Source organism: Rhizobium rhizoryzae, from assembly GCF_011046895.1.
GTDB classification, from domain to species: domain Bacteria; phylum Pseudomonadota; class Alphaproteobacteria; order Rhizobiales; family Rhizobiaceae; genus Neorhizobium; species Neorhizobium rhizoryzae.
Genome location: NZ_CP049248.1, coordinates 81640 through 105846, shown reverse-complemented (window position 1 = coordinate 105846; position 24207 = coordinate 81640). Strand labels below are relative to the sequence as shown.

The 24207-nt window shown below is 58.2% G+C and carries 15 protein-coding genes; 5 read left to right on the top strand and 10 right to left on the bottom strand.

Annotated elements, in window-relative coordinates:
• The first annotated feature begins 88 nt into the window (after window positions 1-88).
• The 3 genes from G6N80_RS00720 to G6N80_RS00710 all read left to right on the top strand — a co-directional run bounded on the left by G6N80_RS00720 (window position 89) and on the right by G6N80_RS00710 (window position 8201).
• On the top strand, window positions 89-4741 hold the full coding sequence (locus G6N80_RS00720; protein WP_165130541.1) for a beta strand repeat-containing protein: 4653 nt from the start codon (window positions 89-91) through the stop codon (window positions 4739-4741).
• Window positions 4742-4861: 120 nt separating this feature from the next.
• Complete coding sequence (locus G6N80_RS00715) at window positions 4862-5521, top strand: hypothetical protein (protein ID WP_165130539.1); 660 nt, start codon at window positions 4862-4864, stop codon at window positions 5519-5521.
• A gap of 349 nt (window positions 5522-5870) precedes the next feature.
• On the top strand, window positions 5871-8201 hold the full coding sequence (locus G6N80_RS00710; RefSeq protein WP_165130537.1) for a hypothetical protein: 2331 nt from the start codon (window positions 5871-5873) through the stop codon (window positions 8199-8201).
• A gap of 68 nt (window positions 8202-8269) precedes the next feature.
• Here G6N80_RS00710 and G6N80_RS00705 read toward each other — a convergent pair whose 3' ends face one another.
• The 8 genes from G6N80_RS00705 to G6N80_RS00670 form a co-directional block, all read right to left on the bottom strand.
• A complete protein-coding gene (locus tag G6N80_RS00705; protein WP_165130535.1) occupies window positions 8270-8950 on the bottom strand; it encodes a glycosyltransferase family protein in 681 nt (226 codons plus the stop codon).
• Window positions 8951-8967: 17 nt separating this feature from the next.
• On the bottom strand, window positions 8968-10452 hold the full coding sequence (locus G6N80_RS00700; RefSeq protein ID WP_165130533.1) for a glycosyltransferase family 2 protein: 1485 nt from the start codon (window positions 10450-10452) through the stop codon (window positions 8968-8970).
• Complete coding sequence (locus G6N80_RS00695) at window positions 10449-11078, bottom strand: HAD family hydrolase (RefSeq protein ID WP_137136954.1); 630 nt, start codon at window positions 11076-11078, stop codon at window positions 10449-10451. The genes G6N80_RS00700 and G6N80_RS00695 overlap by 4 nt, the downstream gene beginning before the upstream one ends.
• Before the next feature lie 148 nt (window positions 11079-11226).
• Window positions 11227-11847, bottom strand: a complete 621-nt coding sequence (locus G6N80_RS00690) for a PI-PLC domain-containing protein (protein ID WP_165130531.1) — start codon at window positions 11845-11847, stop codon at window positions 11227-11229.
• Window positions 11848-11898: 51 nt separating this feature from the next.
• Complete coding sequence (locus G6N80_RS00685; RefSeq protein WP_165130529.1) at window positions 11899-12606, bottom strand: hypothetical protein; 708 nt, start codon at window positions 12604-12606, stop codon at window positions 11899-11901.
• A 193-nt stretch (window positions 12607-12799) separates the two neighbouring features.
• Window positions 12800-14848: an O-linked N-acetylglucosamine transferase, SPINDLY family protein gene (locus G6N80_RS00680; RefSeq protein ID WP_425503855.1), complete on the bottom strand. Its 2049-nt coding sequence runs from the start codon at window positions 14846-14848 to the stop codon at window positions 12800-12802.
• Window positions 14849-15055: 207 nt separating this feature from the next.
• Complete coding sequence (locus tag G6N80_RS00675) at window positions 15056-16450, bottom strand: hypothetical protein (RefSeq protein ID WP_165130527.1); 1395 nt, start codon at window positions 16448-16450, stop codon at window positions 15056-15058.
• 546 nt (window positions 16451-16996) lie between these two features.
• Window positions 16997-17581, bottom strand: a complete 585-nt coding sequence (locus tag G6N80_RS00670) for an IMPACT family protein (RefSeq protein WP_165130525.1) — start codon at window positions 17579-17581, stop codon at window positions 16997-16999.
• Window positions 17582-17780: 199 nt separating this feature from the next.
• Between G6N80_RS00670 and G6N80_RS00665 the strand changes: the two genes are divergently transcribed.
• Both G6N80_RS00665 and secD read left to right on the top strand, forming a co-directional pair.
• Window positions 17781-18128 (top strand): hypothetical protein, encoded by a 348-nt coding sequence (locus G6N80_RS00665; protein WP_165130523.1) that lies wholly within the window; start codon window positions 17781-17783, stop codon window positions 18126-18128.
• Window positions 18129-18217: 89 nt separating this feature from the next.
• On the top strand, window positions 18218-20731 hold the full coding sequence (gene secD, locus G6N80_RS00660; RefSeq protein ID WP_165130522.1) for a protein translocase subunit SecD: 2514 nt from the start codon (window positions 18218-18220) through the stop codon (window positions 20729-20731).
• A 49-nt stretch (window positions 20732-20780) separates the two neighbouring features.
• Here secD and G6N80_RS00655 read toward each other — a convergent pair whose 3' ends face one another.
• Complete coding sequence (locus G6N80_RS00655; protein WP_165130521.1) at window positions 20781-20924, bottom strand: hypothetical protein; 144 nt, start codon at window positions 20922-20924, stop codon at window positions 20781-20783.
• A gap of 212 nt (window positions 20925-21136) precedes the next feature.
• Window positions 21137-23968, bottom strand: coding sequence for a beta strand repeat-containing protein (locus G6N80_RS00650; RefSeq protein ID WP_165130520.1), 2832 nt, complete (start codon window positions 23966-23968; stop codon window positions 21137-21139).
• Window positions 23969-24207 lie beyond the last annotated feature (239 nt).

Sequence of the window (24207 nt, the reverse complement as noted above, 5' to 3'; positions counted from 1 at the left end):
GCATGGGCATCCGGATGAGTGGTCCCTCGGCTTATTTCAAATCCTGAATTTTCAGCCGCATCAACCTGATTGACCGGAAAGCGCCCTTATGACGTCCATTGGTTCACTGACGCCCAGCCAGATCCGTCTCCTTTCAGCCTCCACAATCGCATCCTGGACATCCAGCGATGTGGCTGAACTGAAGTCGACGCAGATCCGCGAGCTTTCGGCGACGCAGGTTGCAGCGCTCCAGGAAGATGCCCTGGCCAATCTTTCCTCCGGTCAGCTTACAGCCATTTCGGCCCGGGCCGTCGTCGGTCTGACCGTTGACCAGCTGGCTGCCATCTCGACGGACAACTTCTCGAAACTGACCGCCTCCCAGGTCGCCGCACTGACATCGGCGCAGCTTGCCGGACTTGGCGATGACCACGCAGAAGCTTTGACGCCTGACCAGATCGCTGGCCTGAATGCACGTCAGGTGGCCGCACTGACATCGGACGGACTGGCAACATTTCCGCCATCGGATATCGCAGCCATCAGCTCCGGCGCGATTTCCGGCATGACAACGGCGGCTTTTGCGTCGCTGAGCACCGCGCAGCTGGCAGCACTCACCACATCGCAGATCGCAGCCTTGAAGCCGGTCCAGCTGGCAGCACTGGAACCGGAGCAGGTCGCAGCCTTCTCGACGGGACAGATCCGCATGCTGACCCCGTCCCAACTGGTCAGCCTGTCCACCGACACGCTGGTGGAGATGACCACGGACCAGATCAGTGCCATCAGCACGCGCGCCCTGGCCTCCCTGACGACAACGCAAATGAGCGCCATATCCGCCGATCAGGTCGGAGCGCTGTCCACATCACAGCTGTCGGTTCTGGGCCCACGCCAGATCGCGGCCCTGGATCCAGCCAAGATCAACGCGATCACGACGGCAGGCATCGCCGCCTTGAGCGTAGCGTCGATCGGTGGTCTGCCAAGCACGGCAATTGCCGCCCTGAGCGATGATCAGGTGCAGGCATTGACGGTCAAGCAGGTCCAGCGCATGACAGCGCGCCAGATTGCGGCCTTCTCCACCTCTCAGGCTGCGGCCCTGACCTCGAGCCAGTTTGCCGCACTCAGTGCCATCCAGATCGGAACGATACCGGCGAGCTTCATCTCGAATTTCACCTCCGACCAGATCGGCGCGATCAGCAAGACGGCAATCACCGGCTTGAGTGTCGACCAGATCAAGGCGATGTCGGTCGATCAGATCGAAGCACTGAGCGCCTCGCAGGTTTCGAGCCTGCGCGCAACACAGCTTGGAGCAATCACTCCGGCGGGTCTTGCCACGTTCACCTCTCAGGAAATCGGCGCCATCAATCGCTCGGCTATGGGTCTTTTGACGACCGCCCATCTGGAGGAACTCACCGGCGATCAAATCGCAGGCTTGCTACCAAGCCAGATTGCGGCCCTCTCGCCTTCGCAGTTTTCCGTATTCAATTCACAACAGATCAAGGGACTGGATACGAGCCAGATTGCGGCAATCACCGCAGGCCAGGTCAGCGTCATGAAGACGGAAGTGCTGGCCGCGCTTTCGGGTGACGGCATTGCGGCCTTGACCCAGAAGGCCGTGACCAGCCTGACCACGGACCAGATCAGCGTCCTCTCGACAGATCAGGCCGATGCGCTGACATCGTTCCAGATCAATGGCCTGAGCAGCAGGCAGATCGCAGCCTTCAGCTCGGCCGGCATCGCACGCTTCACCTCCAGCGACATCGCCGCCATCAAGCCCACGGCCATTGGCGGCATTTCGACCGCTGCACTGGCAGCTCTTCAGGAAGACCAGATTGCCGCCCTCACAGGCAGCCAGGTGATAGCCCTGCGCACGGAGCACATGGCCGCGCTCAAGAGCAGCCAGATTCAGGCTATGTCCTCGCAACAGCTCAAGGCCTTCACCTCGGCCCAGATTGCGGTTCTTCCGGCCAGCTTCGTCAGCGGGATGACGATCGAGCAACTGGGTGCGCTCAGCGCCAATGCCATCGCCGGTCTGACCTCGACACAGATCGCAGGCCTTTCCACCGATCAGTTGAGCAATCTTTCGACATCGCAGGTCAACGGCCTGACATCAGCCCAGCTCTCGCAGCTGGGGTCCGGCAAGATAGCCAGTTTGCAGCCGGCCCAGATTGCAGCGCTGAAACCGGCAGCTCTGGCCGGTCTGGACGCCTCCGTCATCGGCGGATTGCAGCTTGACCAGGTCGAAGCCCTGCCCACCGCAGCGCTTGCCGCGCTGAAGACAACACAGACGGCCGTGCTGACCTCTGCCCAGATCGGCGTTCTGTCAACGGCGCAGGTTGCAGCCCTGAATGCCGCACAGATGACAAGCCTGAGCACGGGCAGCTTCTCCGCCCTGTCCGGCCAGCAGATCGCAGCACTGTCGGCTGCCGCTGTAACAGGTCTTTCGTCTGCGCAAATTTCGCTCATGACGGAAGAGCAGGCCGAGGCTCTCTCCAGCACCCAGATTGCCCGACTGCAATCGGCCCAGCTCGGCGCCATGACCAGCACCCAGCTTGCCACGTTCACCAGTACGGAAATCGCGGCCATATCACCTGCCGCACTGGCAAGTCTCTCCACAGCCCTGACGGCGGCATTGCCGCTTGAAAACATCCGGGCTCTCTCTTCGGCACAGATCGCCGCCCTGACGACAAGCCAGGTTTCCGTTCTGACGCCTGCCCAGATCGAAGTGCTGTCCGTAGCGCAGGTCCAGGGATTGACGACTGCGCAGGTCGCATCCTTGTCGTCCAGCGGCATCGCCGCCCTGACGATCGACCAGATCAATGCGCTGCCTGCCACATCGGTTGCCGCATTGACCACGGATCAGGTAACGGCTCTCTCCAGCGACCAGATCAAGAGCCTGACCAGAACGCAGTTTGCAGCGCTGACTGCCGCACAGGTCACGGCCCTGCCGGATGCGATCTGGAGTGACATCTCGACCAACATGGTCTCCGCACTGACACCCGCAGCGCTTGCCGGGCTGGAAAGCGGCGTCGTCTCGTCCCTGACGGATCCCTATCTGAAGGCCCTGACGACGGCACAGGTGGCCGGACTGAATACGAGTCAGATCAACGCCCTGACGGCGACGCAGATCGATTCGCTTTCCACCGCCCAGCTGGCCGCGCTCGACAACACTCAGATCGGCGCCCTCAGCGGGGACGCAACGGCCTCGCTATCCGAAGAGCAGATGCAGGCGCTGACGGCCAAGGCCATCAGCGGCCTGACGACAACGCAGATAGATGCACTGTCCGGAACACAGATCAGTGCGCTGACGTCATCCCAGCTTGGCGCCTTGACATCCGCGCAACTTGCCACCCTGGATGACGCAAATCTGCAGCTTTTCTCTACGGATGCATTGGCGCAGCTGACTCCGGATGCCCTGGCAGGCCTTTCTCCGTCCAGTCTTGCCTCCCTTGGCCAGACCAAGCTGGCCTCCCTGACGACGGCCCAGATCGCGAAGCTGACCACGGCCCAGCTGACTGCTCTGCCCGCTGCACAGATCGGCGCCCTGACGACGAACCAGATTGCGGCACTCAGCAGTGCGCAGGTCGGGGCCATGTCGCCCGCAGCGATTGCGGGACTTCTGGGCAGCCAGATCGAGGCCATTCCCGCTGCAGCGATCGCCGGACTGACCAGCGATCAGATCGGTGCCATGGGCATTGCCCAGTTCGACAGCCTGTCCACGGCCCAGATCGGCGCTCTCACATCCACACAGCTTGCGGCTTTCGGCGCTGATGCAATCGGAACGCTTTCGACAGCGGATATCGCTGCCCTGAACGTGTCTGCGCTGGCGGGGCTTTCCGCAACCGGGCTTGCATCGATGACGGGAGAGCAGATCGTAACGCTCTCGACCGCGCAACTGGCAGCCCTGCGGCCAAGCCAGATCACGGCCCTGACAACGACGCAGGTTGCCTCTCTTTCGACCACGCAGATCGGCGCTCTTTCCGCCTTGCAAATCGGCATGCTCGGCTCGGCCAACATCGCTGCACTGACGACGCAGCAGGTCATGTCGCTGGCATCCGGCGCGATTACCGGCCTGACGACAGGCCAGATCGCCGCACTTTCGACCATCCAGCTGGATGCGTTCTCGACAGCGCAGATCGGTGCTTTGACATCAGCCCAGATCGGGGTGCTGAGCCTTGGCGCCATCGGCACCTTCTCGACCAATGACATCGCGGCGATCCGTCCGGAAACCATCGCCGGCATGACGACGGCACAGGTTGCCGCGCTGGATCATGAACAGTTTGCAGCCCTTGTCCCGACACAGGTCGGCAAGATGAGCTTTGCGCAGATCCGTGCAGCCTCGAGCGGACAGATTGCGGCTTTGGGAACAGGTCAGGTGGCCGCCCTGAATGCAATTCAGATCGCAGCGCTTGGTTCCGACAAATTGGCAACGATGACGACCGCCAAGATTGCGGCACTGGATCCGACGGCCATTGCAGGTCTGAGCACGGAGGTTCTTTCCAGCCTGACATCGGCACAGGTGGAAGCGCTGACACCGGCTCAGGTCACCATCCTGTCCTCGGCTCAGATTGCCTCTCTGGGCGCTTCCCTTGCAACTTTCTCGACACAGGACATTGCGAGCCTGAGCAGCCGGGGCGTGGCCGGTCTGAGCTCGAACGGCATCTCTCAACTCAGCCAGGCTCAGTTGAGCGCCTTTACTGCAGACCAGATCAAGATGATGAGCCCGGAACAGGTGGCTATGATCGCTGCGGCTTACGCAGCCAACAGCTGATAATCCGGATGCCACCGCGAAACCTCGCAGGTTTCGGGTGGCATCGGAATAGCTCTTCGATCCAGTATCTCCCACGCCCCAGCCTTGGAGGCGTGACAGATTTCGGAATGGATACGTCTGATGAAGAAGCCCGCCAGTGTGGCCAGCCTCACCGAATTCGGACGTGTCCGGCTTTCGAAAACCTTTTTCATGCGGGACTTCCTGTTCTCGGATATCGCCTCGATTCACGGCTTCAACAACGTGCCGGACAATCCGGATCTGGCGATTGCCGCCGGCACGAGACTTTGCGAAGACCTGCTCGAACCCTTGCAGGACAGGTTTGGCCGTATCGCCGTTCGTTCGGCCTATCGCTCGGCGGAGGTGAACGGCTTTGGCAATGACATGCAGCGGGCCGGGAAGAGCGGCTACAATTGTGCCGTCAACGAAGCCAATTATGCAGGCCATATCTGGGACAGACTCGATGCAGAAGGCTGCATGGGGGCCACGGCCTGCATTGTGGTGCCATCCTTCTGGGACCGCTTCAACGCGGAAGGCGACTGGCAGAAGCTGGCCTGGTGGATTCACGACCACCTGCCCTATTCCTCACTTTATTTCTTCCCGAAATACTGGGCTTTCAACATTACCTGGCATGAACGACCAGTGCGCAGGATCGACAGCTATGTGAAACCGTCAGGCTGCCTGACCAAACCCGGAATGGCAAATCATGCGGGCAGTCACGAGGAAGAATGGGAGCCCATTTTTCAAAGCCGACAACGTGCGCAACTCACGCGCATAACGTGATTTTTCCAGAAAATATTGCCTCGTCACATACTTATGGTATCAACGAGCCAGGAAATTAATCAAAAATTAAACCTGCTTTCGTTACCTTTAACCGGATGACTAAAGTGCCTCGCTGGCATTTTAGAAATTTCCAATACCTACGGCGCAAGAAGCGGATCGTTTCCGCTGCATGATGTACATCTCTTGCGCGAGGCTCATACGAGCCATGATCTCACGCCTTAAATATGCTGTCTGCCGTCTTGCCGCAGGCCTTGCAAAAGCTTCGCGGTCTAGAAATTGCTCCGTCCCCGATACAGCTTTGCGGCTTTTGGCTTTGGCAGACATTATTTAATCTGTAGGGAAAGTGCTGATGAGCGACCCAGTTTCCAGTTTGACGCCCGCCGAGATCCGGAGGCTGGATACGGCTGCGATCAGTGCCTGGACGACGGCCGACGTCGCCTCCCTTCGGACAGACCAGATCAAGGTTTTAAGGTCAAATCAGCTCCAGGCGTTGGGGGCGAGCAATGTCGCCGTGCTCAGCGCCACGCAGATCGCTGCGGTCACGGCCAGCTCTCTGGTGGGTCTCAACGCCAGTCAGCTGGCGGTTCTCTCTTCCCAGCAGATCGAAGGGTTTTCTGCTTCGCAGGTCACGGCTTTCTATACGAGCCAGCTCAGCAGCTTCTCGGATGCGCAGGTGTCGGCCTTTACCGTCGACCAGATCAAGGCGATGGCTTCGAGCGATATTGCGGCCTTTTCGCCCAGCGCCCTTGCCACGTTCACGACGGATGAAATCGCAGCAATTTCCGGAAGCGGTATCAAGGGCCTGAATACCGGCCACCTCGCGGCCCTCTCAAATGCGCAGATTACTGCGCTTACAACCAGCCAGATTGGCAGCCTCGCCAGCGGCACGCTGTCTGCCCTGATCGATTCCAACGCATCGAGCCTGACCACGACGCAGATTTCCGCACTGACCTCGCGTCAGGTGGCCTGGGTCGACCTGTCGGCCCTCTCGACCGAACAGATCGCGGCACTTTCCACGAGCTTCGTCAGCGTTCTCAGCAGCAGCCAGATTGCAGGCCTTTCAGACGATCAGGCCCAGGCGCTGACAAGTACGCAGATTGCAGCCATGCGCACGAGCGGCCTGTCGGGTCTGCAGACTGCAGATATAGCCTCCCTGACCAATGACGAAGTGGCGGCCATCAAGGCTAATGATATTCGCGGCCTTTCGACCGCGGCAATCGCGACCTTGAACAGCAGCCAGATCCAGACCCTGTCCAGCGGCCAGATTGCCGGGATGACATCCCAGCAGCTCCGCGCCTTTTCCGACAGCCAGATCGGTCTCTTCAGTAATGACCAGATTGCTGCAATGACTGCCCGTCAGCTGATGGAACTGAATGCCGATGCGCTGACGACGGGCCAGATCAGCGTTCTGTCCACGAACACGCTGAGTGGTTTGAGCAGCACCTTCGTTGCGGATTTCTCGACCGATCAGATCGCGGCCCTGACCACTGGCCAGATTGCCGCCTTCAAGAGCCGTCAGGCAGCCGGACTGAACATAACAGCGCTATCGCCGGATCAGATCGGCGTCCTGTCCGATAGTCTCATCAGTCTCCTGACGAGTGCACAGATTGCCAACCTCTCTTCTGTGCAGGCTGAAGCCTTTACAAGCGACCAGATCGCCATCATGCGCTCGACTGCGCTGTCCGGTTTCGAAAGCGAGGACATAGCCACTTTCACGACCGATGAAATGGCAGCGATTGTCTCCTCCTCCGTGCGCGGGCTTTCGACCAGCGTGATGTCGGCATTGTCCGATGACCAGGTCCAGGGTCTTTCGACACGGCAGTTTGCCAACCTGACATCCCAGCAGATCGGCAGCCTTTCCTCAACCCAGCTGGCGGCGATTACCACTGATCAGATCGCTGTCATGAACTCGCGTCAGATCGGGACACTTGATCTTTCACTCTTGTCGACGGACCAGATCGCGGCCATCTCGACACCTCTGTTCAAGACCTTGCAAAGTGGCGCGATCGCATCGCTTTCTTCCGAGCAGGTTGCCAATCTGACGACAAACCAGATTGCCTCACTATCGTTGCGGCAGGCACCCGGTCTCAATCTGGCAGCCCTTTCGACCACGCAGATCGCCGTCCTCTCCTCGCAGTTCATCAATCTCCTGTCCAGCGCGCAGGTTGCCGGCCTGACGAGCCAGCAACTGGGCGCCATGACGACAGGCCAGATCGCGGCGCTGAAGCCTGACTCGCTGTCCGGTCTTGCCGGTGATGCGCTGAGCTCCTTCACGTCATCGCAGATCGCCGCCATTTCAAGCCGGACGATCCGCAGTCTGTCGACCGCTGCCATCGAACAGCTGACCACCACCCAGATCCAGGCGCTCACAACCGCACAGGTCTTCGGTCTCACGACCGCTCAGATCGTTGCACTGTCCTCTGACCAGATTGAAACGCTCGATTCTGCCCAGGTCAGCGTCCTGACCGGCGCCCAGATTGCCGCCATGCTTCTGGAAGATCTCCAGTCTTTCAGCACCGGCGACATCGCGGCCATCTCGACGCGCTCGATCACCAGCCTGAAGACCGACCAGATCATGGGATTGAGCGATGATCAGCTGGATGTGCTGACATCGGCACAAGTCCGCGCGCTCAGCAGCAGCCAGCTGGATGCTGTCCTCGCCGCCTACGCACAGGTGTAAGGGAATACGGTCAGGAACCGATCGTGCCTGCTGAAGACATGGGTCGACCATGCTGGCTCGACTGATCTTTAGATATGAAAAAGCTTGCCGACGGGCTGCACCGCCTCAATCGCAGGCGCCAGAACTTCCCGTCCGGCGGCAATGACGCCGTTCACCATAGGGCAGATGAACAACAGATTGCGATAGCTCAGCTCGTCTCTCTGCTGCAGGCTATGAACGGCAGCCGTCAGGTAAAGCTGCGGACTGGCAAACATGTAGACACCAGCCGAAGCATGGTCGGAAATGACCTGCTTCTCGCGCGCGCGCAGAACTCTGCCATCCTCTATTTCGAGATAACTGTAGCAGGGCTCCGTGGACTGAAAGACCGGAACAATTGCTCCCCAGTCCTGGGCTTTGAACAGATGTTCCGGGTCTTCCGGGCCTTCGGTGAAAAGGATATCGGCCAGATCGACAATGACCGGCTCGTCCGGCGCCACCAGCGACATTGCAGCGAGCGCGGAGTAAAGCGCGCCGCCGGTCAGGTGGGAGAGCCGAACGATCCGGCACTCCGGCCACAGGGCTCTCAAGGCCTGCTCCAGTTGCTCGAGCCCTTCGACCTCCCTCACAACGAAGATGTAGTCGCGGCTCTCCAGCCTGCCTCTCCAGGCGCGCTGGTCCAGCGCCACCTGCAAGAGCGGCCTGCCCTCCACCGGCACAAGCGGGCGGAAACCGAAAGTCTCCGTCCACAAATCAGGACCAGCTAGAGGCACGACACATTTCATGGCGGTCAGATCAGCTTCAGATAGGTGTTGAGATCGGCGGGCGTGCCAATTCCATGCATGGCCTCAGGCGCGATCATGTAGATCCCGATCCTGGCACCTTCGCGGATCAGGTCATTATAGACCGGGCAGACATAGAACTCATTGTTGGTGCGTTCATTGCGGGCAATCATATCGGTTGCCGCGTTGATGAAGTCGCCGGCGCGCTTGAAATAGTAGATCCCGACAGTCGCATTGTCGGAGATCGCCACCTTCTCCTTCACTTCGTCTACAAGTCCCTGCTGGTTGATGCGGGCAAAGGACCATTTCGGATCGCGATCCTTGTCCTTGAAGCACAGGATGGAGCCGTCCAGATCGCGGGTGATGGCGTCGCGAATGAAGTCTTCCACGGCGAAATCGACGATCTGGTCGCAATTGGCGATCAAAAGCGGCGCATCGGGATTGAGATGGCGCCTCGATGTCAGGACCGTGCAGGCGGCCCCTTCCGTCACGAAATTGATCGGCGAGAAGACGAGATCGCCGCGTCCCTCGAGTTCCTGCACCACATCGGGCTCCGCATCGAGATGCTCCTGCCGCGCGATGAGGACAAAGCGGCCATTGGCGATACGCAGATTGTCCATGACCCGTTCGATCATGGTCTGGCCCTTCACATCGATGAAGGGCTTTGGCTTGGCATAGCCTTCCTTGGCGAAACGGCTTCCCAAACCCGCCATGGGGATGACCACCTGAATGGCGGGAGCCGCCGTCTGGATGACGCCGCGCTTACCCTTGATCTCGTTGCGGTAGAACTCGATGCGTTGCGGCGAATAGAAGGAGATATAGGCCTCGCTCTCGATCTCGTACTGGCTGACCTTGCCGCCTTCGAGCACGACTTCATTGAGGACCGGAGAGAGATAGTAGCGGCCTCCCAGAGAATCCGCCTTCAGCAGGTATCTCTTGGTCGCCTCGACAAACAGGGAGCCAGTCTTGAAATAGTAATAGCCCGCAATGGCCTTGCGGCTGAGAACACGCTTCTCGGCCGTCTCGATGACCATGCCGGCTTCGTCCTCGCGGATATAGGACCAGCGCGGATGCACTGACTTGAACGTCACGACACCGGCTTCGACGCCGGACGACGTGAATTCCCAGGCAATGGCACCAAGATCGGCATCAATGATCTGGTCACCGTTGCAGATGATCAGGGGCTCGCCTTCAACGATATGATCGACGGCCATCAAGGCGGAGCAGACAGCTCCCATGGTCGGATGCGCCAGCTGTATGACGCTCGTATCCGCTCCTGCGAGCAGCATCAGGATCGAATCCAAGCTGTATTCGACCGCATCCTGCTTGAGGATGACGAAGATGAAGGAGGCGGAAGGATCGCGGCGACGGATATTGTTGACCACCAGCGCGATCATCGGCATGCCGTCGATCTCGATCAGAGGCTTGGGGAAGTGGAATTCATCCTTCGGGAAAAGGTCGTCCTTCGAGGCGATCGGGATAAGGTACCTCATGCTGCAGACGCCTCTATCTTGCGGATTTCGTTCTGGATCCTGTCATAGGTCACATCATTGGTGGAGCCAACCACGAGCACATGGGCACCGGATGCCCGTGCGGCCTGAATGCCGTGTTCGTTGTCCTCTATGATGAGGCACTCACCTGGCTGGAAGCCGAAGCGCTCAATGGCGGTCAGATAGATTTCCGGGTCGGGCTTTGCCTTGGCAACGTCCTGATTGGACAGGAAGAAATCCAGATATTGCAGCAGATCGGACTGGCGCATCATGGCTTCGACGGTAGAGCGCACCGAGTTCGAGCAGACGGCGATGCTGCGCCCTTCCCGCTTCAGCCGGGCCAGCGCATATTGGTGATGAAAGACAGGGCGGCATTTGCTGATCACGGCCTGATAGGTCATGCTCTGCTTCAGGGCGTTGACGAATTCGTGCAGCCTTGTCGGCAACCCTTGCGACTTGCTGAGCATTTCCAGCTTCTTGCGCGTGGGCAACCCGTCATAGACCGCAAGATGTTCTGCGCGGCTGATATTGAGGCCGAAAAGCGCCAGCGCATCGTTCAGCGTCTCGTAATGCCACTCCTTGGCATCGATGAGAACGCCATCCATATCGAACAGCACCGCCTTGATCATCGTGCCTTCCCCATGACCTTACTCCACCCTCGCCTTGTCTTAAAGCGCGTCGCGATCGTTCGGATTCGCTCCTGTCGCTTTAACTCCTTGTTTTCCCGCATGTCGTTATCGCAAAACCGCGGTACACTTTTGCGCGACATGCTCTAGCCTATGCCCAGAATTCCGCTGCCGCATCCGGCAGATCGGTGCACAGGAATACGTTTTCGCTTCGAATATCCGCCCAGGCCTTCCAGGCAGCCTTGTGATCGCGCTTGTGCAGCTCCGGCGAGACGAGCGCGACGGCCTTGCCTGCCTCCAGATGGCGATGCACATCTTCCGGCTGAATCCAGTCCGAGTAGAAGCAGTCGATCCAGACGCCATGTGCCTTGTCGTAGAAAGGAGGAACGGGCTCGATTTCGGAATGACGGGTGTAGGTCACGAAGCCTTCGCGAAAATAGCCGAGCGCGTCCGGCACGGCCATGTCGAAACAAAAGAGATCCTGAATGCCTGCCTCATCAAGCAACGTCCTGACAGGGCGTTGCAGGCCATCCGCCTTGATGTTCAAGGCAATGGTTCCGGCTTGCGGATAGGCCTTGTGCAGCGTCAGGAACGTTTCGAACGCCATGAGCCCGTCACCGACAGGAATATCGTGGGCGATCCGCAGAACACCATTCTGGTCGCGCACATCGGTTTCGACGCCAAACCCCGCTTCGAACGCCCTGCGGAACGCGATCTCGCTGTTCTTTTCCGAATCCTCTTTCCACCATCCCCGGTGCGCCAGAATTTTCATCGACTTCCCTTGCTCATCCTTGATCTGCCGTTCCCAGGTCGGCGCTGTTGGCTATTCGCCCCGGATCTCGGTCACGACCCGGCCTGTATAGGGTGCGTAACCATCCAGCTTCGGCCGGTTGAAAATCCGATAGAGGGGATTGTCACATTCAGGGTTGAGATAGACCGTGTTGGAATCCCAATAGCCATCTTCGATGAAGCGCAAATTGCCGTTCAGGGTGCGTGTCATGTAGTAGAGCAGATGCAGGTCCTTGCGGCCCGCAACCTGGCACAGCGTCAGCCCGGAATAGAAATCGGGCAGCGCCTTGCGGCCAATGATATGCACCGCATCGCCGACGCGGCGATGATCGCGCCAGGCCGCCAGATATTCCTTCCACGGGAAATAGATGGCATCATCGCTGAGCTGCAGATCCCAGGAATAGAAGCTTTTCTTGAATTCAAGATCGAAGCGGACGCTCAACACCGCATCGCAATCATCCTGCTCGAAGATGTGCTTGATACCGTGCTTGAAGGTCTCAATCTGGCTGCTTCCCTTCGGATCCAGCAGAACAAGCTCGCAAGGCTCGAGAGCGGCCTTGATCTCGTCGAGCGCTGCGCTCGGATATGTGACGAGGAAGATGCGGGCGCCAGGGTTGAGGCTGCGAACCGGTTGGACGATCTTCTCCAGAAGCGATTTTACATTGTCCCGGCCATCCATCGGAAAACCAAAACGATCGGCTTCGAGGAAGTTGTTTCCACGAATCATGACTGAAAGCTTCATCCCGTCCCCACGTGATCAGCCTGACGAGAAGGAGCTGGAGCATACGCCCACAAACAACAGGAACCAGAGCGGATATCCCGAAGCTGTGACCGGACCCTGTCTCCACTGTCCGTTGATAATACCGTCTTGTTAAAGCGTAAAACTTGTCTGTAGCTGGCAGGGCTTGTGACAGCCCTGCCCTTGGGAATTCCGATCAGGCGGTCCCTTCCGGCCAAAGGCGCGGATCGGCCAACAGGGGCTCGATCGCGTCGCGTGCAGCCAGCTTGTCGCGGTAGTGCTGGCGATAGGCGGCCTCATCCTGCATCTCCTGCCCTTCGTGGATCAGTTCAGCACCGATCTCATAATAGACATCGAGGTTGCGAAGGTTGGGAACCGGCAGCTTGCCCTGCTCGGCAGCTTCCTGCATTTCCTGGAACAGTTCCTCAAGACGGCGTGCAAGACCTGGCATGTCGCGCAAGGTGCAGGTTTCCCGCTTGGCGGCGAGCGTTGCCTTGACGGCGTCGATCGCCTTGCGATTGCGACCGAAGGAAATTGCCTTGGCAACATATTCTTCCGCCGAACCACAAATCATTTCCGGAATACCGGCGGCCGAAACAATGCTGGCGCAGAAGCGCGACGGGAAGCCCATGCCCGGAACCGTCAGGACCGGAAGCCCCATGGTAATGGCATCTGCCGCCGTTGAATGGGCGCCATAGGGGAAGGTATCCAGGAACAGGTCGGCAAGCGCAATGCGGGCCAGATGCTTGGGGTTTGGAACCTTGGTCGCGAAGTAGATGCGATCCGGATCAACACCATTTTCGGAAGCAATCTTGCGCAGTCTCTGATGGATGGGGTCCTTGTCGCCCAACAGCCAGAGTATGCTGCCCGGCGTGGCCGCCAAGATCTTCATCCAGCGCAGGAAGCAGGCTTCGGTGATCTTTTGCATGCCGTTGAAGCAGGCATAGATGAAGGCATCGTCCGGCAATCCATATTCCGCGCGGGTGGGCTTTGGCGCAATCTCGCGCTTGCGGTCAACCGGCTGCTCGCAAGGAATGCGCAGAACCTTTTCGCTGTAATAAAGCTCGCGCTCCGGCGGAACGATGTAGTTGTCGGTGATGAGATATTGATGGAACGGGCTGGCAAGCGTTCCCGGATAGCCGCAGAAGTTTACGATGACAGGCGCGGGCCGATAGGCAAAGACGCCGGCACGGGCCTGTTTGGTATAGCCGTTCACATCGATCAGAATATCGATTTCATCGTCGATGATCTTCTTCGCGACATCGATATCGCTCATGCCGTTAATATCGCACCAGCCATCCATAACGGCGCGGATACGATCATGCGTCTTGTCGTTGCTGCGCGGAATGCCGCAATAATAGCCGTAAACCTCGACCTTTTCCTTGTCGTGAAGCTCCAGGACTTCGCAGAGCGCAAAGCCGACCGCATGTTCGCGCAGGTCCGAAGACAGATAGCCGACACGAATGCGCTGGCCGGACGCCAACTTGTTGCGCACCGGCTTGCGCTGCAACCCGCTCGTATCCGGCCTGCCGACGAGTTTCTTGTTGTAGCGATAGGCCTTGCCCAGCTGGAACAGCGGATCATCGGCAAAGCAGGCGATGGTCATCGGCGACATCGCATCGGTCAACTGCTGACGCGTGACATGTTCGGAGCTTGTAAAGATCGGCCATTTGCATTGATGCTGACGCGTGGCAAGCCAGTGCTGCGACGCATCCTGCTTGGTGGGATCAAGCTCGATGGCGAGCCAGAGAACTGCTTCCGCTTCTTCCAGAAGACCTGCGGTTTCAAGCACACGACCCATGTGCTTTAGCGCCATCAGGCGGAAGCTCAGGCGTTCAGCCGTGATCTCATTGGAAGTATTGGCGAAATTGCGCCATTGCTCTACCGCGCGGCCAACCATCTGGCAGTCTTCGTAGACGCGTCCGAGATTGATATGCGCAGGAGCAAAGTCCGATTTGTAGGCGATCGTTGCCTTCAGGGCCTGAATGGCACCTGCAGCATCGCCGGTCTGGTTGAGCATGACGGCATAGTTGAAGGATGCGACATGAACCATGGGGTTCTTGTCGTTGAAGGCGATCCACGTCTTGTACAGGTCGAGCGCTGGCGCTGAAGCCCCAAGACTGGACAACCTTTCCACCGTCTGGATCAGTTCTGCGAGAGGCAATTGCTGCTGGCGCGCACGCTGAAAAACAGCCTGTATCACTGCTACCGGATCGACGCTCGTCGCTGGCACGGTCATGTTCATTAGCTTCCCCACATCACCCTGGACGCTCCGGCAGTCCCTGGCCGGACGTCGCTTTGCTCGCATGCTCTCTGTTCTTCTGCGACAATGAGCTTGTCTGAGGCTGATGCGGTGCAATTGGTGCGGAAGATAACGCAAAAAGGGCGATGCAATGCACCGCCCTTTTCGTGGTGGGAAATCCGGCACGGTTTGAACCGTGCCGGGTGTCTATTAGGATACGGTGCTGTCGTTGTAGGCAGCGATGACCCAGTTGACGTTGTCCTTCAGGGCAGCAACCTGATCCGAGGAGATTGCATCCAGCTGGTCGTTCGTCAGGGTCATGTAGTCGTCGGAGCTGATCGCGCCGATCGCAGCTGTCGAGATGACCGCGACTTCTGCCGTCGAGAAGAGCGCGATATCGCCGCTTTCCAGTGCTGCAACCTGAGCAGAGGACAGGGCCGCGATCTGATCCGTGCCGAGCGCTGTAACCTGATCGGTCGTCAGGGCAACGATCTGAGCTGTCGTCAGAGCCTTGATCTGTGCAGAGCCGAGGCCTGCGATGGCATCGGTGGTCAGAGCGGCAAGGTTCGCCGTCGACATTGCCGTCAGGGCCTTGATGTTCAGGGCGTTGACGTCAGCAGAGGCAAGCGTTGCAGCCTGATCCGTCGTCAGACCGGCGATAGCCGTGCTGGAGATGGCAGCCAGGTTGTCAGTGCTCCATGCGCCGAATGCATCAGAGGTGACTGCGCCGATCTGCGTGGAGCTCAGGCCGGAAACCTGGGTCGAGGTCAGCAGGTTCTGCTGCGCCGAGGTCAGTTCGCCAACAGCCAGAGACGTGATCTGCTTGGAGCCGATTGCGTTGATCTGCGTTCCAGTCCAGCCAGCCATTTCGTCGCTCGTCAGAGCACCGAGCTGTGCCGTCGTCAGGCCGCCGATCTGCGTTGCAGACAATGCACCACCGCCGACGCTGTCCAGTTCGGTGATGTCGGAGCCGAGAGCTGCAATCTGCTTGGCATCAAGAGCAGCAAGCTTGGCAGAGCCAGCACCGTTGAAGAGGGCAGCAACGTCAGCCGTTTCCAGAGCTGCGATAGCAGCCGTGGTCAGAACGTCGAGTTGGTCGCTGGTCAGAGCAGCCGCCGCGTCGGACGTCAAGGCCGTGACCTGCGTTGCCGTCAGCTTGGAAGCCTGAGCGGAGGTCAGGTCGATGATGGCATCGGTCGAGAACTTGTCGCCGGTCAGAACGGCGATCTGTGTCGTCGTCAATGCATCAAGCTTGTCGGCGGTTGCAAGAGCCGTCAGGTCGGCTTCAACGAGACCTGCGATGATGTCGGTCTTCAGAGCCTTCAGCTGGGACTCTTCGAAGTTGGTGATGCCGTTGGTGATGGCGCCGAGCTGGGCTGCAGTCAAACCGGCGAGCGCGCTGCTGGAGAATGCCGAAATCTTGGCGGTATCCAGACCTGCGATAGCATCGGTGGTTACGACAGCGAGCTGCCCGGAAGACAGAGCCGCAATCCTGTCGCTGGCCAGAGCATTGATGGCCGTGCTGCTGAGGCCCGCTACCGACGCCGTCGACAGCAGCTTGACCTGGCTTACGGATAGTTTGGACATAAAGGAATCAATTGCCACGGATTTCTCTCCAGATTCGATGATTTAAATGCTGCTGGATGCCCGGATTTACGCTGGATACTACAAAAAGCAGTTCAACCGCCCGTCGGCACTACACAACACTGCAAGGAACATGGCTCGAGCGAGCCGTCGCATCGGAATGGCATCATGCATCCAGAAACCCCGCGGCTTCTGACCCCTAGCCTGAACAACGAAATCCAAACCGGTCAATCATCTACCGGCTACCACCTGAAGCCCTTTAGGAGCGGGCGGTTAACATGGCTCGTCTTTCCACTTAAACGTAGGGCCAAGCTTTTAACATTGGATTAATGGGCTGCAAAGAAGAGCGGTTATTACACGCTGCTGTTGATAATCGGAAAAATCGTTTCAATTCAAATTTATAGCTATATGAGCAAATGTTGAAATACTTTGCGCTTCGCCGGGAGATTTGCTAAGTTTGCGTAAAGATGGACATACATATTTTCTATTCGATTTTCATAAACATCAGCTTTTGTTTGAACAATAGATGAAGCATCAGTGATACGGGATTTTTCCTCTCCCTGAATGTCATTGTTGCTTCAGGGATGCTCTCCCGCTGGTCAGGTTCCGGATCGCTGCAACGATTGCGTCGGCATTCTCTTCTGGAATCTGCAGATACAATGAGGCGCCGTCGCCAGTGAAGGTTTCCTGGATGATGGCAACCGATCCCAAACTGGGAAGCCTTGCCTTGATGGAAGCGTGATCGGAGAAATTCAGATCGACGACGACTGTGATCGATGGAATCACTCGCTCTTTCGTTGCACCGTTCAGGCACAGGGCAGCAGTTCCTCCGTAAGCGCGCACCAGCCCTCCACTTCCCAGAAGAATGCCGCCAAACCATCGGGTGACCAGAACTACGATGTTCGTCAATTGCTGACCATTTATGGCCTGAAGAATAGGCTTTCCGGCTGTTCCACTCGGTTCGCCGTCATCATTGAACCGATAGTTCTGTCCGATCCGCCAGGCCCAGCAATTATGATTGGCGTTGCGATCAGAATTCTCTGCAATAAAAGCCTTCGCCTCCGCCTCATCTGATACCGGAGCGGCCAGTGCCAGAAATCGGCTTTTCTTGATATCCTGCTCGAAACGTGACGGGGAAGTGAGAATAAACATCAGGACGATGTAGAAGCTGCGCGTCCATTGCTCAAGCTCGACCTTTCATCATCGGCTATCCCACCTATCTGTCGCATAATCGTCTGAAGGATTGTTTCAGGATATGAAATATGCTCAGCAGTGACGGCACGGGCAAAAAAGAGGACTTAAAACGATCTTGACCTGCGGCGGCAACCGACGGGAGAAACCCGAAAGACTGGTGGCATATCTCTGCCAACTGGCGCTTTTGCTTGTCGGGTTCGCACTGACCGGGACACCGGGCATCTCCCATGGAAGGCAGGCGGAAGAACCCGAAGCCTTCAGGCAGCGGCCCGTTTCCCTTCTGCTGGTTGATCGGCATGACGATCAACGTTTTGCCCAGCCGATTGACAAGCGTGGGCAGAAGAACTGGCGCAGCACGCAATCTGATCCCTTCCTGCCAACGGCCATCTCGGTTCTGCATCCGGTCGATGGTTTCATTCTGACCGTCAATGCCCCTCCTCCTCGGCCTCCAAGCAGAGTTGAAACCGGCTTTCTTGCCCGCGCGCCGCCTTTCCTGACCCTCTGATGTTTGCAACGGGCCCGGCCCGTCAGGACAGATGACTGACCGACGCCGCATGGCATGCAGTGCGCGGTCCGGTGTTTCAGGATAAAATAATGAAGAACTCCCTCTGGAAGGTGGCGATCTATGTGGTCGTCATCATCACGGGCATGCTGGTTGCATTGCCCAACGTGCTGAGCGACAGGATGCTCGCACAGTTACCATCCGCGCTTCCTCACCAGCGTGTATCGCTGGGGCTCGATCTGCGCGGCGGCTCCCATCTGGTCCTTGAAGTGGATCGGGATTCACTGGTCACGGAATGGCTGCAAAACCTTCAGCAGGATGTACGGTCCACCCTCGAAAAGAGCCAGATCACCATTGCCTCTCTTCGGCGGACACAAAGCGCCATCGAGGTTCGTCTCAGGGATCCTGCCAAGGTGCAGCAGGCGATCAGCGAGCTGAATGGCATCGCCAATCAGGTCCAGGCCGCAGCATTGACCGCCAGCGATCTGACCATCGAGGCGACAGGCGCGGACACCTTGCGCGTGCTGCCATCCGAGGCCGGTCTCACCCATCGCATGACGCAGGCCGTCACCCAGAGCCTTGAAATCATTCGCCAGCGCGTGGATCAGGTGGGTGTTGCCGAACCAACCATCCAACGGGTTGGCGGCGACCGTGTTCTCGTCCAGCTGCCGGGCGAGCAGGACCCTTCCAATGTACGGGCGCTGCTTGGCTCCACGGCCAAGATGAGCTTCCATCTCCTGGGCCGCGAGGGTGAACCTGGCATCACGATGATGAAGGATGCGGAAGACCGTCCCTACCCCGTTCAAAATCGTGTTCTGATTTCCGGTGATCGCCTGACCGATGCCCGCGTCGGGTTCGACCCGAATACCAGCGAACCCGTGGTCTCCTTCCGGTTCGACCAGGCAGGTGCTACACGCTTTGCGGAAGTCACCCGCCAGAATGTCGGCCTGCCTTTTGCCATCGTGCTCGACGGCAAGGTTCTGTCCGCACCGGTCATTCGTGAACCGATCACCGGCGGTTCCGGGCAGATCTCAGGTTCCTTCAATGTCCAGGACGCCAATACGCTGGCGGCCCTTTTGCGCGCCGGCGCCTTGCCTGCGAAGCTGGACGTCATCGAAGAACGCACCGTTGGGGCAGATCTCGGAAGCGACGCCATCGAGATGGGCATTGTTGCCGGTCTCGGCGGCTTTGCGCTCGTCATGCTGTTCATTCTGGCGCTCTATGGCAGCTGGGGACTGCTGGCAGTTCTGGCGCTGGCGCTCAACGTCATCCTCACCTTTGCCGGTCTGACGATGCTGGGGGCGACCCTCACTTTGCCCGGCATTGCCGGTATCGTGCTGGGCATCGGCCTTGCTGTGGATGCCAATGTTCTGATCAACGAACGTATTCGCGAAGAGAGCCGAAAAGGGCGAAGCGCTTTTGCAGCCATCGATCTCGGCTTCAACAAGGCCTATGCCACGATCATCGACAGTAACGTCACGGCGCTCATCGCCACGGCCCTGCTCTTCTGGTTCGGTTCCGGCCCGGTGCGCGGCTTTGCGGTGACCATGGGGCTCGGGATCGCCATCTCGATGTTTACCGCCGTCTCGGTGGTGCGCGTTGCCATGGTGGCAATCGCTGCCCGCCGGCGCCTGAAGACGATCGATATCAAGCCGCTGCTGCCGATCCGCCTGATCAAGGATGGCACGACGATCGACTTCATGAAGGCACGGCTTGCCGGTCTTGGCATTTCGGCCTTCCTGTCGATCGGCTCCATCGTGCTGCTCTTCACGCATGGGCTGAACTTCGGCGTCGACTTCAAGGGCGGCATTCAGGTCGAGGTGAAGACCTCCGGCCCCACCGACCTCGCCGCCTTCCGCAGCGGACTTGGCAATCTCGGCCTCGGCGAAGTGGCACTGCAGGAGTTCGGCAGCAATGACCGGCTTCTGATCCGTCTCGAGCGGCAGGCAGGGCCTGAGACAAAGCAGACGGAAGCCGTGGAAAAGGTACGCAGCGAGATCCGCGTTATCGACCCGAGCGCTTCGATCGAACGAACTGAAGTCGTTGGTCCCAAGGTCAGCGATGAACTGGCAACCGCCGGCATCCTCTCGGTCATCCTCGCCAGCCTTGCCATGCTGGTCTACATATGGGTGCGGTTCGAATGGCCCTTTGCCGTCGGCGCCATCGCGACCCTTGTTCTGGATGTGACAAAAACTGTCGGCTTCTTCTCACTGACAGGGCTGGATTTCAACCTGACGGCGATTGCCGCCCTGCTGACGCTGGTTGGCTATTCGGTCAATGACAAGGTGGTGGTCTATGACCGCATGCGCGAGAACATGCGGCTCTACAAATCAATGCCGTTCCGCGACCTGATCAACCTCTCGATCAACGAGACCCTGGCTCGAAGCCTCTACACATCGGCGACGGCGTTCCTGGCCATGATCCCCATGGCGATCTGGGGCGGTAGTGCTGTCGAAAGCTTCGCCATCCCGATGGTCTTCGGCATCTTCGTGGCGGCCTCCTCCTCGGTCTTCATTGCCGCGCCCATTCTGCTCTTCCTCGGCGACTGGCGCACGAAGCGCAAAGCCCGGAAGGCAGAGGTGAGCGGTGAGGTGAAGGTGGTGTAACCAAGCAGTCAGGTTCCGGCACTTCCGGAACCTGACTTATTCCTCTGTCTTAGCCATTACGGCGCAGAAGAACCTGCTCAAGCCGGGCAAGGCGGCGCTCCAATTCCTCGGCACTCACTTCGCCCCTGCCATCGCTTGCCACATCATCGATCTGGAGCAGGCGGTAGATTGTAGGTTCGTTATAGGAGAGCATCTTGAGCGTAAATTCACGCGTCGGGATCTGCAGCGCGGCCTTGCCGTACAGTCATTCGACTGTTGATGCAAAAGATCCCTGCCCATTGAAATAAGGACAGGAATCCGAGGTTCAGGCAACCGTTAAAAGGCGGGTGCATTCCTATAGAGGCGGCGAAAAGCAAACCTGCCTCACGCCGCCCAAAGTGCCCTGAATCCAGGGCCATTCGGCTGTTAGACCAGCACGATGTCCGATGCGTCCAGAGTGCCAGTTACGCCGGTCACCCGAACAAGAATATCGGCAGCAGCGTTAAACGTTCCGTTGCCATCTACATTGTGGAACACATAGGTGTTCGCACCGTAGGTGAACTGAACAGTCGCACCATCTGCCTGTGCAGCGTTTGCGACCAAGCCAGCAGCAAGTGTCAGGCTTCCAGCAGCCGTCACATTGCTCTGATCACCGGAAGCGAGCGTAATAACAGAAGCTGTTCCGTTCAGGTTCTGGAAGACAAGCGTATCAACCTGACCAGCCGCATCATTTGTGCCGAGGTTCAGGTCAGTGATGATGTCCGTCACCGTGTCGTGCGATGTGCCAGCGACAAAACGGAACGCATCATTACCGGCACCACCGGTCAGGATGTCAACACCCGCAGCATCACCACCTGCACTGATCGTTGCGGCGGCTGTAGTGACGCCCTTTGTCGTTTCAGAAACACCGCTGAAGAGGAGACCGGACGACCCACCCTTATCCGCCACGCTGAAGTTGCTGACATCTCCTGAAGTGTTCGTATAAGTAACAACAACATCCGCGCCATTCGCCGTTACCGTAGAGATGTTGGCATTCGCGGCCTTGATAGCAGCCTGTGCTGCAGCAATAGCCGCAGCAACTTGAGCAGCGGTAGCGTTGTCTGCGATCCCGACATCAACACCAGCGAAAGTGACAATATTGTCGCCACCAGCATCAGCTGTGTTCCCGACGGTGACTGTCTGAACTTCGGCAACGGCTGTAGTAACGGCGGCAACACCTACACCATCACCCTGAATCGTATCATTGCCATCACCACCAACGATCGTGTCTGCACCGGCGCGACCGAACAGAGTGTCATTGCCTGTGCCGGATGTGATGTTGTCAGCCTGTGCGGAACCTGTGATGGTATCAGCTGCAGAGCCAGTGGTGATCTTGATGCCGTTGGTTGCAAAGCCACTTGCATCGATCGTCTGAACGCCAGTTGCAGCAGAGCCATCGATATGAGTGTTGACGGTGGCCAATGCACCAGTTGTGATGTTGATGGTGCCCGCGCCCTTCAGCACAACGCTAGAAACGGAAGCCGAGTCAACCAGGGATGCTACGGTGATGTTGTCAGTAGCGGTGAGTTCAAGATTTTCAACACCAACAGCCTTCAGCTGACCAAGGGCGATTGTGCCGACAGTTGTTGCACCGTCGTTAGCGTCGATCTTTACAGTGTCGATCTGGCCAACCGTATCTGCACCCTTGACGCCGATGGTAATCGCACCGGTTGCGTTACCAGCAAGAACCGTGATCGCGCCAGCCTGTGTTGCGTTCAGGTTGTTGATAGTTGTGGCAGCTCCTGCGTCGTTGATGCGGATTGCGGTGATGCCAGCAATGTTATCCACGTTACCAGTAATGCCGTCTTCCACCTGAAGGACTTCAAAGTTGGTGTACTTTGCGCCCTTTGCAGCGGTGTCGAGGTCAGCGGTTGCCGTCAGAACGAGACGGTCAGCCGTGCCAGCGCCAGCGTTTACGGAGCCGGTCAGGAGTCCCTGGCCACCCGTGCTGATGACGTCGTTGCCAGCGCCACCGGTCACAACCTGTGCAGCGTTGGAAAGCGTTGCCGTCAGGCCACCTGCGGTGAGGCCAGAAGCATCAATCGTGCGCAAAGCTGCAGCCAGAGTACCAACGTTGACGGATTCAGCTGCGCCGGAAACCTTCAGCGTCGAGTTCGTGCCTGTCGTTGCAATCGACGTAGCAGTGAAGTTTGTCGTTGCATTGATGTTGATGGTGGTTGCGGCACCCACATTGATGTTGGCAGCAGTGTTCGCTGCACCCGTGGATGTGATGTTAGCAGTTGTGAAAGCAGTAGCGCCGTTTGCAGTCAGGTCGCCAGATGTGCCGCCTGCATAAGCAATATTGGCAGTCGTCGCAGCAGCAACGTAACCAGCAGTGATTGCACCAGTCAGGTTGGCACCAGAGCCTACGGTCACCGTTGCACCATTGGCAAGGTTGGTCAGGGCAGTGGTGCTTGTGTTGGTGCCCGTCAGGACGACGTTCGTCAGGCCTGTCGCGCTGAGTTCGTTGGCCGTGTTAGCGATTGCACGGATGCCAACAACTTCGATGTTGGAGACCTGTGCGCCAGCCAGAACGTCACCAGCTTCGCTGACGGTGATGTTCAGTGTATCGGTACCAGCGCCACCGTTGATGGTGTCTGCAGACGTGAGGGTCGCGTTCGCAGCAGCCTTCAAGCCTGTGAACAGGTCGTTGCCAGCTGTGCCCGGGAAGTTGTCTACGCCGGTCGTCAGGGCCGTCGTGGTCGACGGAGCCGGGTTGTTGACGATGTTGGCAATGGCCAGATCGACAGCAGCCTGCGTCGGAACAGTGGTCGTCACGCCAGCGATAAAGGCGCGGCCAGCGTCGCCAGCAGCCGTACCGGAGTAACCAACGATTTCCGGACCGGTGTCCAGAGAAGCCGTGAACAGGTTTGCAGCAGCAATCTTGTTGTTGACGGTCGTCAGGTCAGAGCCCGTTGCGCCGTCCAGAATGTTGATTGCAATCGTGTTGATCGTCAGACGACCAGCGGCCAAAGCGTTCGAGAAGAACGTCAGACCCGTTACGTCAGCATCGCGGCCGAACAGCGACTGGTAGATCGAGTTGATGATCTGAACATTGGACTGGCCAGTGAAGCGGTTCAGGTACTCAGGCTGCGTAGCCAGGTTACCGATCGCGTTCAGGTTCGCGCCATTGTTGGTGACGGAGTTGAAGTAGGAGAGACCCGTCGGGTCAGCCGGACGGCCGAACAGCGCGAGATATACGCCCTGAATAGTTGCCATTGTAGAATTCCTCTCGAGATCGGAACGACCGATTTGGTGGTCGGTAGTGCTTGCTATATTTAGCACAATCGTTGGTCAATAAGATGCTATAGTGATTACTGTCTCTTTGCATTCAAATTTGCAACTTTAGGATATTTTACCGGCAAATTGCCCTTTTTGCGAACTATTTTTCAACCTATAAGAGTTTTTATCAAGGATCTTTTATTCTATTTGGCGAAGATGTGGTTCGGCGAAATTAT